Below are 13,168 nucleotides of genomic sequence, written 5' to 3'. Positions count from 1 at the left end.
CCGCTACTGGTCGACGCGCAGGGTGAACTCGACTCCGTCCTGGGCGAGTTCACGCAGCCACTGTTCGGACCGGGCCGCCGTCTCGGCGGCGCGGTTCAGGCCCGGGGGCAGGGAGCCGTCCAGGACGTGGCGGACGCCCAGGGCGAGGGTGCGCGAGACGCAGCGGGCCATCGCGCTCTCCCCCGCGTCCCCCACCATGTCCAGGAGGTAGCCGCCGGCCCAGGTCCGCCCGGTCTCGGCCCGTACCTCCAGCGACACGGCGAGAACGACCCGGTCACGGTCCTCGTCCGTGGTGGGGTGGGCGGCGGCCAGCTCCTGGGCCAGGGCTGCGATCCGGGTGTCGTCGCCCCTCTTCAGCTCCTCGAAGACGCCGTCCCAGGCCCGCAGCCAGCCCTCCAGACGCAGGGTGCCGCGTACGAACGTCCGCGGCGTCCAGGCGCCGGGGAGTTCGTACTGCGCGACGAACGGGACGCTGTCGCGGTTGGGATAGACCTCGAACGTCTCCCCTTCGACGACATGCCGCCGGGTCTCCTCCCACGGACGGTCGGCGATGGTCTCGGCACCACCCTCGATGTAACGGGCCGGGGAGCGCAGGGCGTTGAGGACGCCCGCGGGTGCCCAGCTGAAGCGGTACGTGAAGTCGTTCGGGACGGCGGGGACACCGCCGCAGTACGAGGTGAGGGTGTACGAGGCAGGGGTCCCGTCGCCGATGGCGTCCCGGGCCCGGGCGACGAGGGCGTGCGCGAAGAGGTGGTCGATGCCCGGGTCGAGCCCGGACTCGGTGAGGACGACGACGCCGGCCTTCTCGGCGGCGGGCACCCGCTCCAGTACCTCCGGGGACACATAGCTGGAGCAGGCGAAGTGCGCTCCCTGCCGTACGCACTCGGCGAGCAGCGGCGCGTGCTCCGGCGCCGGCAGCATGGACACGACGACGTCACCGGGGGCGAGTTCGGCGGCGAGCGCGGCCAGCGTGTACGCACGGGGCTCGGCCCGTCCGGCGAGGCCCAGCCTGTCCAGGGCGTCGGCCGCGCGGCTCTCGGTGCGGTGCCAGAGCCGTACGCGCTCGGCGGTGTCGCAGAGCGCGGCCAGTCCGCTGCCGGTGGAGAGGCCGGCGCCGATCCAGTGGACGGTGCCGCTCGCGGGTACTGAGTCAGTGGTCATGGAACTCCCCCTTTTCGAGTCCGTGTTCACGGCTGGCCTGACGGAACCGGTCCAGGCAGCGCCCCCAGGGCCCGGCGACATCGAAATCGAGGAGATGCGGATACAGGGCGGCCGAGAAGTCGGCGCTGGACTCCAGCGGCAGCAGGGAGGGGAGGTTGTCGATGGCGATCAGGTCGAGCGGAGGGTCGTCGCGCAGCCGGCGTACGGGCGCGTCCCAGTCGGTGGTGTCGTCGTACACCGGAAGGACGTTGAGCGGGGAGCCGACGTCGCAGGTCACGTCGCACAGGGTGCGCAGCCGGCGGTGCGGGGTGTCGAGGTCCTGATCACGGAGGAAGGGCGGGACGGGGGTGGTGGCGAGGACCGCGTTCACCATCACGTCGTGGTCGAGCAGGGCGCGGCGGTCCAGGTCGCGGGTCTCGTCGAGGTCCCAGCAGGTCGGGTCCACCCCGGCGGCGGCGAACGCCACGCGGGCACCGCGGCCGCTGCGTCCCAGGGCGCCGATGACCAGGCCGGTGAACTCGGGGTCGTCGGCGGTGGGCTTGAGGGTCTCGTCCAGCTCCGCCTTGGTGGTGGGCGTCAGCGGTGCCCGCAGCCGGCCCCGGTGCTGGAGCACCGCGAGGGCGGCGCCCAGGTAGCCGGCCCAGAAACCGAAGGCGGCGAGGCGCCGCCCGGTGTCGTCGACCAGGTACTCCAGGTCGAACAGTGTCCCGCCCCCGGCCGTGAACCGGCCCAGCAGGTCGGCTGCTCCCGGCTGGCCCTTGTAGGCGTGGCCGAAGAAGATGTGCCGGTGCGTCAGTTCCGCCGGTTCTGCGGGCAGTTCCTTCAGGCCGAGCACGACGGCGTCCCGCGGCGCCGTCACCCAGGAGCCCGAGGGCGCGACACGGCAGCCGGCCGCCTCGTACTCCTCGATCGGGAAGACCCGCTGAGGGGACTCCTCGACGGTCAGTTCCACCCCGTGCCCGACGAGCCGCCGGGCGTCGTCGGGCACGATCGGTGTACGTCGCTCGGTCGTTCGAGCCTCGTGGCGCAGCCACAGATGGAGCTCGGTCATACCTGGTGTGCCTCCGGACGTGAGGCGTCGGCCGCTGAGGGCCGACGCTCAAGGGGCTGACGTCCACGAAGCGTACGCGGCAGGCACCTCAGGAGGAGCTGACCACCGCGTCCAGATGGGGCAGGTGGTGGTCGAGACGCTCCCGCTTCGTCCGCAGATAGGTGATGTTGTTCTCGCACGGCGGGATCAGCAGCGGCACCTGCTCGGCGACCTGGATGCCGTGGCTCACCAGGGCGTCGCGCTTGCGCGGGTTGTTGGACATCAGGCGGACGGACTTCACGCCGAGGTCCTCCAGGATCCGGGCGGCCACCCCGTAGTCGCGGGCGTCGACCGGAAGCCCCAGGGCGAGGTTGGCCTCCACCGTGTCCAGGCCCTCCGCCTGCAGGGCCATCGCGCGCAGCTTGGCGAGCAGGCCGATGCCACGGCCTTCATGCCCTCTGAGGTAGACGACGACACCGGCGCCCTCGGCGACGACCGCGCGCAGGGCGGCGTCGAGCTGGTCGCCGCACTCGCAGTGCTGGGAGCCGAAGGCGTCGCCGGTCAGGCACTCCGAGTGCAGCCGGATGAGAACGTCGTCCGTGCCGAGTTCGCCGTAGACCAGCGCCACCTGTTCGTCACCGCGGTCGTGGTCCAGGTAGCCGACCGCCTGGAATTTCCCGTACACGGTGGGCAGGGGCGCATTCACGACGCGTTCCACGCCGGTCCGCTGCGGTGACTTCTTGCCGAGTACACCAATTTTTTCTGTCATGATTCTCGAGTTCCTAAGCAGAGACGAAAGGCCGTGACGTAATGAGTGATCTGGTGCCGGCGGACACCACGGAAGACGTACGGACGCGGGGCGCCGGTGTCTCACGGCAGGTCGCGGTGCTTCCCGTGGGGAGCTTCGAGCAGCACGGTGCGTTTCTTCCCCTGGCGACCGACACGCTCGTCGCCTGCGCCGTCGCGCGGGAGATAGCCGGCGCGTACCCGGTGCACCTCCTTCCTCCGGTGACGATCTCGTGCTCGCACGAGCACGCGGCCTGGCCGGGGACCGTCAGCATCTCCTCGGTGACCCTTCATGCGGTGGTGCGGGACATTGCGGCTTCGCTCCGCCGGTCCGGCGTCGAGGCCCTGGTGGTGGTCAACGGGCACGGCGGAAACTACGTACTGGGCAACGTGGTTCAGGAGTCCTCCGCCCGCGGCGAGCGGATGGCTCTCTTCCCGGCCGCGGAGGACTGGGAGGAGGCGCGCGAGCGGGCGGGTGTGGTCACCTCGCTGCTCACCGACATGCACGCGGGGGAAATAGAAACCTCCATCCTTCTGCACGCTCATCCCGAAATGCTCCGACCCGGATATGAGACCTCCGATTTCGTCGCTGACGACCGGCGCCATCTGCTCACCCTCGGCATGTCCGGCTATACCGATTCCGGTGTCATCGGACGGGCTTCGCTGGGCTCGGCGGAAAAGGGGAAGGAACTCCTGGCGAGCCTCGCCGATTCCTTCGGGGCGTATTTCTCGATGCTGACCTCCGCGGACGGCGGGACTGACGGGTAGTCGTTCGCCGCGGCGGCCCGGGACCGGCCGCGCAGGCCCGTGTACCAGCGGGCGACGAGGACGATCAGGCCGGGCAGGCTCGCCGCGAGGCTGAGCACTCCGTAGACGACCGCGACGGCGAGTCCCCGGCCGGCGCCCAGACCCGCGGCGCCGAACGCCCAGGCGGTGACGCCCTCCCTCGGCCCCCAGCCGCCGACGTTCAGCGGCAGCCCCATCGCCAGCAGCGCGAGGACCGCGAGCGGCAGCAGGACGGCCACCGAGGCGGTGGTCCCGGCGACACGGGCGGCGAGGACGAACATGGCCACGTAACCTGCCAGAACGACCACCGAGGAGACAATGACTCCGGGCGCGTTGCGGCGGGACAGCAGCCCTTCGCGTGCCTCAGCGAGGACCCCGCGCAGCTTCCGGCCCCGGCGTGAGGGCGTCGCCCGGTTCATGCGCAGGGCCAGCACGACGGCGAGGGCGCCGACCGCGGCCAGGGCCGCGAGCGGGGCGATGTGCCGGGCCTCGGCCAGCACCGGGGACGGCATGGTCAGCAGCACCACGGCCCCGACGGCGAACAGGGCGATCTGCCCGGCGGCCCGTTCGAGAACGACCGCCTTCACACCCCGGCCCAGGTCGCCCTCGCTCTGCCCGTGCCGGACCGCCCGGTGCACGTCGCCGAGGACGCCGCCGGGCAGCGCCGCGTTGAGGAACAGCGCGCGGTAGTAGTCGGCGACGGCCGGTCCGAACGGCAGCCGGATCCGGAGCCCCCGGGCCACCAGTGCCCACCGCCACGCGCTGAACACCGTGGTGACGAGCCCGATCCCGAGCGCCAGCAGCAACGACGTCCCGTCGATCCGGCTGAGCCCGTCCAGGAAGACACCGGTACCGAGCCGCCACAGCAGCACACCGAGGATGGCGATCCCGGCGAGGGTGCCGAGATGGGTACGGACCTTGCGGGAGCCGATCCGGGCCAGGGCGGCCCGGACCGGGCCGGGCGACGGGGAACCGGCAGGGCGGGAGGCCTCCGGTGCCGGGGCATCGGATGCCCCGAGCGGACCCCCGCTGTCGCCGCTGCGGGGCAGCCGGTCGCTCTCGATGGACGTCGGTCGCGGACGTGTCCCCGTCGCCTGGGGGCTCATGACGCTCCGCCCGCCGGACGGCTCAGGGCCAGGAGATCGGTGTGGTGGACGATGACGCGCAACTCGCCGGCGGCACAGGCGGCCAGGCGTTCGGCGAGGTAGGCGTCGGCGCGGTCGCGCAGGTCGGGGCGTTGCTCGACGGCGGCGCCGACCCAGCCGCGCAGCCACTGCTCGGTGAGCGCGGCCTGCTCGGGGCCGAGCCGCCAGGGGCTCGGGTGCAGCCGTACGGTCGCGCCCTGTTCGGAGAACGCCTCGGCCGCCGCGGTGACCGCGTCCGGGCCGAGCAGGCCGTCGCGGCGCTGGTGCTCGTTGAACGCCTGGGCGATCTCCGTGTCCAGCGGGTGGGACGGGGTCAGTTCGACGCGCCCGGCGACGGACAGGGTCAGCAGGGCGGGGCAGCCGGCTCCGGCGCAGGCGGCGGCGAGGGCGTCGATCTCCTCGCGGGTGAGGACGTCCAGCAGCGCGGACGCCGTCACCAGGGACGCGCCCTTGAGGGCGTCCGGAGTGAGGCGGGCGACGTCACCGCGCCGCGTCTCCACCGAGACCCGGCTGCCGTCTGCGGCGGAGCGCGGGGAGGCGACGGCGGCGAAGTGCAGGAGGTAGGGGTCGCGGTCGTGCAGGACCCAGTGCTGGGCGCCGTCCAGGCGGGGGGCGAGCCAGCGGCCCATCGACCCGGTGCCGCAGCCCAGGTCGTGGATGGCGACGCCCGACTTCCCCGGCAGGTTGGCGAGCCGGATGCGCAGCGGGTCGAGCAGGTCGTGCGCCCGTGCGGCGGCGTCGGCCGGCTCGCGCAGCTCCAGCCACTCGGGCGCGTAGCGGGGCGGATCGTCGGGGTCGGCCTCGCGCAGCTTCACGGTGGGCCGCGAGCCGGGTGTGCCGCTGGGGCCGGCGCCCGGGATGACGGCGCCGTCGGCGCCCGCCGTCACGGCGTCACCCGCCCACGCGATCACCGAGTCACCCGGTGCCATCGCGGTGCCACCCGGCTTCGGAGCCGTGGCGTCCACCGGCTCGGCGACTTCTCTGGGTCCGGGCTGCGTCGGAATCGCCCCGCTCTGCTGGGTCGTCACCGGGTTCGTCATGCGGCCCTCCGGGGTTCGGTCGGAAGCCGGCGCAGTACCGCCGCCAGGCTCTGTGCGGTCGTCGCCCAGCCGTCGAGCGAGGCGCGGCGACTGCGGGCGGCGGCCTTGAGGCGACGCCGTACGTCCGCCTCGCCGAACCAGCCGCGCAGCTCGGCGGCGATGGCGGCGGGGTTCTCCGGCGGGACGAGGATGCCGGGCACGCCGCCGTCGGGGGCGCGGCCGACCGCCTCGGGGAGCCCGCCGACGTCCGTGGCCATGACCGGGATGCCCCGGGCCAGGGCCTCGGTGACGGCCATGCCGTAGGTCTCGGCGTAGGAGGTGAGGACCATCAGGTCGGCGGTGGAGTAACTGGCGTCGAGTGCGGCGCCGGACTTCGGGCCCGCCAGCTCCAGCCGGTCCTCGAGGCCGTGCTCGGCGATGAGGGACCGCAGATGGGCGACGTACTCGGGCTCCTGGGTGAGGCTGCCGACGAAGACGCAGCTCCACCGCAGGTCGGTCACCGTGGCCAGCGCCTCCACCAGCCGGTGCTGCCCCTTGCGCGGGGTCACGGCGGCCACGCACAGCAGACGCGAGACACCGTCGGTGCCGGGCGCGAGGGGCGCGATGTCGGCGCCCGGGGCCGCGACGTGGACCCGCTCCGGGGGGAGGCCGTGGTGGGAGACCAGGCGGCGGACCGCCCAGTCGCTGGTGGCGATGACCGCCGGCACCGCCCGCAGCACCGCCCGCTCCTTGGCGTCCAGTTCGGCGGCCACGACCGGGTCGAGCCCCGTCTCGTCGCCGAGCGGGAGATGGACGAGGACGGCCATGCGCAGCCGTTCCGCCTCCGGCACGACGATCTCCGGGACCCCGCAGGCCACCAGGCCGTCGAGCAGGACGGCGGCACCGTCGGGCAGTTCGCTCAGGGTGCGGGCCAGTGCCGTACGGGCCGCCGCTCCCGGCCGGGGCCAGTCACCGGCGACGGCGTGCTTGGTGACCTGCCAGCCGAAGCCGGGCAGGTCCAGGCAGACGCGCCGGTCGTAGGCGTTGCCGCCGCTGGGCGCCGCCGGGTCGTCGATGCCGCCCGGGAGCACGAAGTGCACGGTGCGCAGGGACATGGGGATGATCTCGGCGTTCTTCAGGGCGGCGTGCTGCACCGGAACGTAGTTCAGGCGTGCCGGTGGTCCGGTCTGCCCGGGCCGCTCGATGGTCGTGTCGGTCACAGCGCACGCTCGTAACTCGCCCAGGCGATGTGCGACTCGTGCAGCGTGACGGACAGGCCCGCGATGCCCTTGGCGCCCTCGCCGAGTGCCCCCTTGTGGATGCGCTCGGCGAGCCGGTCGGCGATGACCTTGGCGAGGAACTCCGTGGAGGTGTTGACCCCGGCGAAGTCGGGTTCGTTGTCGAGATTGCGGTAGTTCAGCTCGCTGACAACGGCTCCGAGTTCCTGGGTGGCCAGCCCGATGTCGACGACGATGTTGTCCTCGTCCAGCTGCTCGCGCCGGAAGGTGGCGTCCACGAGGAACGTGGCCCCGTGCAGGCGCTGGGCCGGTCCGAAGACGTCGCCACGGAAGCTGTGGGCGATCATGATGTGATCGCGGACGGTGATGCTGAACAACGGACGACCCTCCAGGTGCGGCGCGTCTGCTTCCCCGGCTGTTGGCTGCCGGGGATGCCGGGTAATACGGCTGCTTGCCTTCCCCTGTTCAGCCTCCGCTACGTCTTTTCTCAGGTCAGGCGCTCTTGTCGTGCCGATGTCGTACCGGATGGAACGAATCGTCAGCCGATGTGCCGATCGCTCTCGTCGTACGGGTTACTCACTTCGGTCGTAGCGGACGCGGTGACACAGCGCGGGAATCTCGCCCGAGGCGAGCCTCGGCAGCACGTCCGGCAGCTCCTCGAACGCGGATTCGCCGGTGACGAGGGCGTCGAGCGCCGGGTCGGCGAGCAGGTCGAGGGCGACGGCGAGCCGGTCGGCGTAGGTGCGGTTCGGGCGGGCCGGGGAGACGGTGCCGACCTGACTGGAGCGGATGACGAGCCGCCGGGAGTGGAAGGCCTCGCCGAGCGGCAGGCTGATCTGCCGGTCGCCGTACCAGCTCAGTTCGAGCACGGTCCCTTCGGCGGTGAGGAGTTCCAGGGACCTGGCGAGTCCCTGCTCGGTGGCGCTGGCGTGGACGACCAGGTCGCACTCGCCCTGGGCATCCGCGGGGGTGGCGAAGCCGACGCCCAGGGCCTTGGCGATGGCGGCGCGGGACGGGTCGGCGTCCACCAGCTGGACGCGGACGCCGGGGAACCGGGCGAGCAGGGCGGCCACCGAGCAGCCGACCATGCCGCCGCCGACCACGGCGATCCGATCGCCGACCAGGGGCGCGGCGTCCCACAGGGCGTTGACGGCGGTCTCCACGGTCCCGGCGAGCACGGCCCGTTCGGCCGGCACGGTGTCCGGCACTGGTGTGACGGCGTGCGCCGGGACGACGTACCGGCTCTGGTGCGGATAGAGGCAGAACACCGTACGTCCGGCCAGCTCTTCGGGCCCTTCCTCCACCAGGCCGACGTTGAGGTAGCCGTACTTCACCGGGCCCGGGAAGTCGCCCTCCTGGAACGGTGCCCGCATGGCCGTGTGCTGGCTGGCCGGCACGCCGCCGCGGAAGACGAGCGTCTCCGTGCCGCGGCTGACACCGGAATACAGCGTGCGGACCAGCACCTCGCCCTCGCCGGGCTGCGGCAGGGTGACGTCCCGGATGCCGCCTCGCCCAGGCGAGTCGATCCAGAACGCCCGTGCGGTGTGCTTCATCGAAGTCCTCCTGAACGATCGGGAAGCTGCTTGCGTACCGAGGGGTGCACAGGCCGCGCACAAGGTAGCGGCGTTGATCGACTCTGTCACACGGCCGGAGGGTGTTCGGTGGCCCTGAACAACACTTACGACGCGAGGCTCGTACAGCAGGAGACCGCCCTGGGGGCGGGAGTGCAGGTCCTGCTGCTCGCCCTGATCGGTACGGCGATCGGGATGGGCCCGGCGGGCTGGCTGACCGGCCTCGCGTTCGCCCTCGCCACCTGGGCGGTGCTCTCCCGGGCCCTGCACCGTTCCCGGCTGCGCTCCTTCGGCGCGGCCAACCGGGTCACCCTCGGCCGCGCCACCCTCGTCGGCGGGGTCACCGCGCTCGTCGCGGACTCCTTCCAGAGTTCGCCGCCCGTGTCGCTGTTCGTCGGCCTGACGGCGGTCGCCCTGATCCTCGACGGCGTCGACGGCAAGGTGGCCCGCCGCACGGGCACCTCGACGGCGCTGGGCGCGCGCTTCGACATGGAGGTCGACGCGTTCCTGATCCTGGTGCTGAGCGTGTACGTGTCGATGGAGCTGGGCCCGTGGGTGCTGCTCATCGGCGGTATGCGCTACGTCTTCGTCGCCGCCGCGCGGGTCTGGCCCTGGTTGACCGCCGCCCTCCCGCCGAGCACCGCCCGCAAGACGGTCGCGGCTCTCCAGGGCGTGCTGCTGCTGGTGGCGGGCGCCGATCTGCTGCCGTACGCGGGCAACTTCGGGGTCGCCGCCCTGGCCCTGGGCGCGCTGGTGTGGTCGTTCGGGCGTGATGTGCTGTGGCTGTACCGGACCTCGCGGGTCGAGGAGACCGCGGCCCGGCGGCAGGTGCGGGAACTGGTCGCGAGCTGACGCCCCGGGCCGGCCTCGGGGCCGGTCAGCCGTCGAACCGCCCCCGCGCCGTCTCGATGTGACCGAGGTACTGGTGGGTCCAGCCGCAGAGCAGGTCGACCGTGGCGCGCAGCGCCCGGCCCGGCTCGGTGAGTGTGTACTCGACCTTCGGCGGCACGGTGGGGTGCACCTTCCGGTCGACCAGGCCGTTGCGCTCCAGCATCCGCAGGTTCTGGGTGAGCATCTTGTGGCTGACGCCCTCGACCTCGTCGCGCAACTCGCTGAAGCGCAGGGTGCGTTCACCGAGGGCTTCGATGATCAGCAGCGCCCACTTGTTGGCGACGTCCGAGAAGATCTCACGCGCCAGCGAGTCCGCCCGCCGCAGATCCGCGTCCGCGGGCAGACCGCTCAACTCCTGCTTGGTCACCATCTGGTTCCCCAGTCACCGAAAAGTGCGTTCTTCCAGGTCGGCGGTCACTCTCCTACAGTTCCCGAGTAACCGCAAGAGAGCACGCGAGCGCGTGCTCGGCGGAAGGAACGGAAGGACAGGAACTGTGACGACTCCCGATGTCTACGACCACGCCATCCCGGCCGAGACCCACTTCGGCTATGCGCAGGCGATCAGGTCCGGCGACCTGATCCATGTCTCCGGGCAGCTCGCGTTCGACGAGGCGGGCGGCTTTCGCCCCGAGGACGACGTGGCCACCCAGCTCCAGCTGACCCACGTCAACATCGACAAGGTCCTGGCTCACTACGGCGTCACCCGCAACCAGGTCGTCTCCCAGACGCTGTACGCGGTGGACCTGATGCGCCATGCCGACGCGGTGGCTATAGCCAACCGGGCGTACTTCGGCGCCCACCGCCCGGTCGCCACGGCCCTCGGCGTCACCGAGCTGACCTTCCCCGGGCAGTTGGTCGAGATCAGCTGCGTGATCGACACCAAGCTGCCCGCGTGAGAGAGCTCAGCGACGCGTCCCGATCCCCACCAGGGTCCGCTCGTACGGGTCGAGGACGACGCCCTGGACCTTGGTGGAGACGCCGGCGATGATCTGCTGGTGGGCCAGCGGCACGACGGCGTCCGTACCGAGGATCGCGGCCTCGGCGGCCATGGCGGCGTCCTGCCGCTCACCGGTGCCGTCGGTGCTGTCGGCCTTGGTGACGGCCCGGTCGACGTTCTTGTCGCACAGCAGGGCCAGGTTGTAGCTGCCGTCGCAGGTGTAGTCGCTGCCGAGGACGCCGACGGGGTCGCCGGTGTCGAGGAGGCTGTTGCGGGCGCCGATGAACGCGTCGAACTTCCCGGCGAGCGCGTCGCTCTCCAGCCGTGAGTACTCGCGCACCTCCAGCTTCACCTTGAAGCCGGCCTTCTCCAGCTGCTGTTGCACCACCTGGGCCGTCTCGGGCAGCTCGGGCCGGTTGTCATAGGTGGCGAGGGTGATCTGCTCACCGTCGGGCTCGGCGGCGTCCGCACGCCCGGCCGGCTTCACCCGCTTGCTCTCGGCCCAGGTGACGGCGGGACCGTAGATACCGGCGCCCGGGTCGGCGTACCCCTCGAAGACGCCCTTGACGATGGTGGAGGAGTCGATCGCCGTGCGGGCGGCGGCGCGCAGCTTCGGGTCCTTGAAGGGACCGCTCTTGGTGTTGAGCTGCAGGCTGGTGGTGCGGGTGGTGCCGGCTTCCTTCAGGGTCGCCTTGTCGAGCGTGGCGGCCTGGGCGACGGGGATCGCCTCGGCGATGTCGATGTCGCCGGTGCGGACCGCGTTGGCGCGTGCGGTGCCGTCCTTGACGAAGCGCGCGTCGATGCCGGAGGCCTGGGCGCGGCCGCCCCAGTAGTCGTTGAAGCGGTCGAGGGCGGCGGAGCCGCCGCCGTTGACCTTCGTGATCTCGAAGGGCCCGGTGGCGGTCCCGACCGGGTCGGGGTTGCCCTTCTCCCCGTACGCCTTCGGAGAGAGGATCGCGAGGCTCGGGCTGGACAGCCGCATGGGCAGAACGGGGTCGGCGGCGGCCGTCGTGATGCGCAGGCCGCGATCGCCGTCGGCCTTCGCGTCGAGCGAGACACCGGCGAGGGCGGCGGGCGCGGGCTTCGCCTTCGTGGCGCGGGTGAGAGCAGCGGCCACGGCGGACGGGGTGACGTCCGCGCCGTCCTGGAAGGTGGCCTCACGCAGGGTGAACCGCCAGGTGCGCTCGCCCTCGCGGCGCCAGGACTCGGCGAGCGCGGGGGCCGCGGCGCCGTTGGCGTCCAGGGCCGTCAGTCCCTCGGTGACACCGAGACGGCTGAGGAGCGTGGCGTCGGCTCCGTACGGCGAGAAGTTCTCGGCGGGCGGGAAGGCGAGGGCGACCCGCAGCCGGGAGCCCGACTGCCCGCCGTTCGACGACGACTCCCCTCCCGGGGAGGCGAAGCAGCCGGCCAGGCACGGGACGAGGACAAGGGCGGCGAGGAACCGGGGGCGGCTCTTGATGCTGTGGGGACGCACTTGCACAGCATATGCATCAGCAGGACGGGACCGATCGGCCGGGTGAGCCACGCCCGGACGGAAGAACAATTCTCATATGGCCCAAGCGATTTGACAGTGACGGCGATCACTCCTTAAACCTAGCCACATGACAACCATTTCCAAAAAGGTGGAGCGGTCGTGAGGATCGCGTTCGTCGGCAAGGGCGGCAGCGGCAAGACCACGCTGTCGGCGCTCTTCTCCCGCCACCTGGCACGCTCCGGCGCCCCGGTCCTCGCCATCGACGGCGACATCAACCAGCACCTTGCCGAGGCGCTCGGCGGGCAGGAGAAGTCCGCCCCTCCCCTGGGCGCCCACCTGTCCTCGATCAAGGACTGCCTGCGCGGCACGAACCCCCGCATCACCTCCCCCGAGGCGATGATCAAAACGACCCCGCCCGGACGCGGCTCCCGCCTCCTCCGCCCGCTCGGCGACGACGAACTCCACACCCGGCACGTCGGCCGCGCGGGCGGCGTGCCCCTGATGGTCACGGGCGAGTTCGACGAGTCCGACCTGGGCGTGGCCTGCTACCACTCCAAGCTCGGCGCGGTAGAGCTGTACCTCGGCCACCTGCTGGACGGCCCCGGCGAGTACATCGTGGTCGACATGACGGCAGGCGCGGACGCCTTCGCCTCCGGCCTCTTCACCCGCTTCGACATCACCTTCCTGGTGGCCGAACCCACCCGCAAGGGCGTCTCGGTCTACCGCCAGTACCGCGACCACGCCCGCGAGTTCGGCATCCGTGTCGCTGTGGTCGGCAACAAGGTGACGTGCGAGGACGACCTGCTCTTCCTCAAGGAAGAGGTGGGGGACGACCTCCTGACCCACCTGGTCCACTCTCCCTGGGTCCGCGCGGCGGAGCAGGGCCACACGGAGGCCGGCCCGGAGGCACTGGCGTCATTGGAGCCGCAGAACCTCCACGCCCTCCGCGTTCTCCGTGAGACGGTCGACGCCCACGTCCGCGACTGGACCCGACTCCACCGCCACGCGGTCGAGTTCCACCTGCGCAACGCCCGGTCCTGGGCGGACGCCCGCACGGGCGGGGACCTGGCGGACCAGGTGGACCCGGACTATGTGCCGGACCCGGCCGTCCCGTAGACCGCTGCCCCACC

13 protein-coding genes and 1 pseudogene are annotated in these 13,168 nt (G+C 71.9%); 4 read left to right on the top strand and 10 right to left on the bottom strand.

What is annotated here, in order from left to right:
- Positions 1-3: 3 nt before the first annotated feature.
- The 3 genes from ACZ6I3_RS05155 to ribA all read right to left on the bottom strand — a co-directional run bounded on the left by ACZ6I3_RS05155 (position 4) and on the right by ribA (position 2,960).
- Positions 4-1,161: a saccharopine dehydrogenase family protein gene (locus ACZ6I3_RS05155; RefSeq protein ID WP_469411850.1), complete on the bottom strand. Its 1,158-nt coding sequence runs from the start codon at positions 1,159-1,161 to the stop codon at positions 4-6.
- Positions 1,151-2,212, bottom strand: coding sequence for a saccharopine dehydrogenase (locus ACZ6I3_RS05150; protein WP_469411848.1), 1,062 nt, complete (start codon positions 2,210-2,212; stop codon positions 1,151-1,153). Before ACZ6I3_RS05150 ends, ACZ6I3_RS05155 begins: the two co-directional genes overlap by 11 nt.
- 88 nt (positions 2,213-2,300) lie before the next feature.
- The gene (gene ribA / locus ACZ6I3_RS05145; protein ID WP_468184156.1) at positions 2,301-2,960 is read right to left on the bottom strand and encodes a GTP cyclohydrolase II; all 660 of its coding nucleotides are present in this window, start codon (positions 2,958-2,960) and stop codon (positions 2,301-2,303) included.
- 41 nt (positions 2,961-3,001) lie between these two features.
- Between ribA and ACZ6I3_RS05140 the strand changes: the two genes are divergently transcribed.
- Positions 3,002-3,745 (top strand): creatininase family protein, encoded by a 744-nt coding sequence (locus ACZ6I3_RS05140; RefSeq protein WP_469411845.1) that lies wholly within the window; start codon positions 3,002-3,004, stop codon positions 3,743-3,745.
- A 140-nt stretch (positions 3,746-3,885) separates the two neighbouring features.
- Here the strand turns inward: ACZ6I3_RS05140 and ACZ6I3_RS05135 are convergent.
- The 5 genes and pseudogenes from ACZ6I3_RS05135 to ACZ6I3_RS05115 form a co-directional block, all read right to left on the bottom strand.
- A pseudogene (locus tag ACZ6I3_RS05135) lies at positions 3,886-4,869 on the bottom strand (lysylphosphatidylglycerol synthase transmembrane domain-containing protein); the annotation flags it as partial.
- Positions 4,866-5,948: a methyltransferase domain-containing protein gene (locus tag ACZ6I3_RS05130; RefSeq protein WP_469411844.1), complete on the bottom strand. Its 1,083-nt coding sequence runs from the start codon at positions 5,946-5,948 to the stop codon at positions 4,866-4,868. The pseudogene ACZ6I3_RS05135 and the gene ACZ6I3_RS05130, both read right to left, overlap by 4 nt.
- Entirely contained in the window at positions 5,945-7,147 is a 1,203-nt protein-coding gene (locus tag ACZ6I3_RS05125; protein WP_469411842.1) for a glycosyltransferase family 4 protein, read from the bottom strand. The genes ACZ6I3_RS05130 and ACZ6I3_RS05125 overlap by 4 nt, the downstream gene beginning before the upstream one ends.
- Complete coding sequence (locus ACZ6I3_RS05120; protein ID WP_184588322.1) at positions 7,144-7,542, bottom strand: 6-pyruvoyl trahydropterin synthase family protein; 399 nt, start codon at positions 7,540-7,542, stop codon at positions 7,144-7,146. Before ACZ6I3_RS05120 ends, ACZ6I3_RS05125 begins: the two co-directional genes overlap by 4 nt.
- 195 nt (positions 7,543-7,737) lie before the next feature.
- Positions 7,738-8,718 carry a zinc-dependent alcohol dehydrogenase gene (locus ACZ6I3_RS05115; RefSeq protein ID WP_469411839.1) on the bottom strand — a complete coding sequence of 327 codons (981 nt, stop codon included), beginning with the start codon at positions 8,716-8,718 and terminating at the stop codon, positions 7,738-7,740.
- A gap of 108 nt (positions 8,719-8,826) precedes the next feature.
- Between ACZ6I3_RS05115 and ACZ6I3_RS05110 the strand changes: the two genes are divergently transcribed.
- The gene (locus ACZ6I3_RS05110; RefSeq protein WP_469411837.1) at positions 8,827-9,588 is read left to right on the top strand and encodes a CDP-alcohol phosphatidyltransferase family protein; all 762 of its coding nucleotides are present in this window, start codon (positions 8,827-8,829) and stop codon (positions 9,586-9,588) included.
- 25 nt (positions 9,589-9,613) lie between these two features.
- Here ACZ6I3_RS05110 and ACZ6I3_RS05105 read toward each other — a convergent pair whose 3' ends face one another.
- Positions 9,614-9,997: a winged helix-turn-helix transcriptional regulator gene (locus tag ACZ6I3_RS05105; RefSeq protein ID WP_469411835.1), complete on the bottom strand. Its 384-nt coding sequence runs from the start codon at positions 9,995-9,997 to the stop codon at positions 9,614-9,616.
- Positions 9,998-10,121: 124 nt separating this feature from the next.
- On the opposite strand from ACZ6I3_RS05105, the gene ACZ6I3_RS05100 reads away from it, so the two are divergent.
- A complete protein-coding gene (locus ACZ6I3_RS05100) occupies positions 10,122-10,523 on the top strand; it encodes a Rid family hydrolase (RefSeq protein ID WP_469411834.1) in 402 nt (133 codons plus the stop codon).
- A gap of 6 nt (positions 10,524-10,529) precedes the next feature.
- On the opposite strand, the gene ACZ6I3_RS05095 is transcribed toward ACZ6I3_RS05100, so the two are convergent.
- A complete protein-coding gene (locus tag ACZ6I3_RS05095; protein WP_469411832.1) occupies positions 10,530-12,044 on the bottom strand; it encodes an ABC transporter substrate-binding protein in 1,515 nt (504 codons plus the stop codon).
- Positions 12,045-12,197: 153 nt separating this feature from the next.
- Here ACZ6I3_RS05095 and ACZ6I3_RS05090 point away from each other — a divergent pair, with 153 nt between their 5' ends.
- On the top strand, positions 12,198-13,154 hold the full coding sequence (locus tag ACZ6I3_RS05090; RefSeq protein ID WP_469411831.1) for an ATP-binding protein: 957 nt from the start codon (positions 12,198-12,200) through the stop codon (positions 13,152-13,154).
- The last annotated feature ends 14 nt before the right edge of the window (positions 13,155-13,168 follow it).

Source organism: Streptomyces sp. NPDC041940 (genome assembly GCF_055589465.1).
This window is presented reverse-complemented; position numbering and strand designations above follow the sequence as displayed.

Excerpts from the sequence above, each read along its gene's own strand:
- ACZ6I3_RS05150 (WP_469411848.1), bottom strand. The coding sequence starts at position 2,212 with ATGACCGAGCTCCATCTGTGGCTGCGCCACGAGGCTCGAACGACCGAG.
- ACZ6I3_RS05130 (WP_469411844.1), bottom strand. The coding sequence starts at position 5,948 with ATGACGAACCCGGTGACGACCCAGCAGAGCGGGGCGATTCCGACGCAG.
- ACZ6I3_RS05140 (WP_469411845.1), top strand. The coding sequence starts at position 3,002 with ATGAGTGATCTGGTGCCGGCGGACACCACGGAAGACGTACGGACGCGG.
- ACZ6I3_RS05115 (WP_469411839.1), bottom strand. The coding sequence starts at position 8,718 with ATGAAGCACACCGCACGGGCGTTCTGGATCGACTCGCCTGGGCGAGGC.
- ribA (WP_468184156.1), bottom strand. The coding sequence starts at position 2,960 with ATGACAGAAAAAATTGGTGTACTCGGCAAGAAGTCACCGCAGCGGACC.
- ACZ6I3_RS05155 (WP_469411850.1), bottom strand. The coding sequence starts at position 1,161 with ATGACCACTGACTCAGTACCCGCGAGCGGCACCGTCCACTGGATCGGC.
- ACZ6I3_RS05105 (WP_469411835.1), bottom strand. The coding sequence starts at position 9,997 with ATGGTGACCAAGCAGGAGTTGAGCGGTCTGCCCGCGGACGCGGATCTG.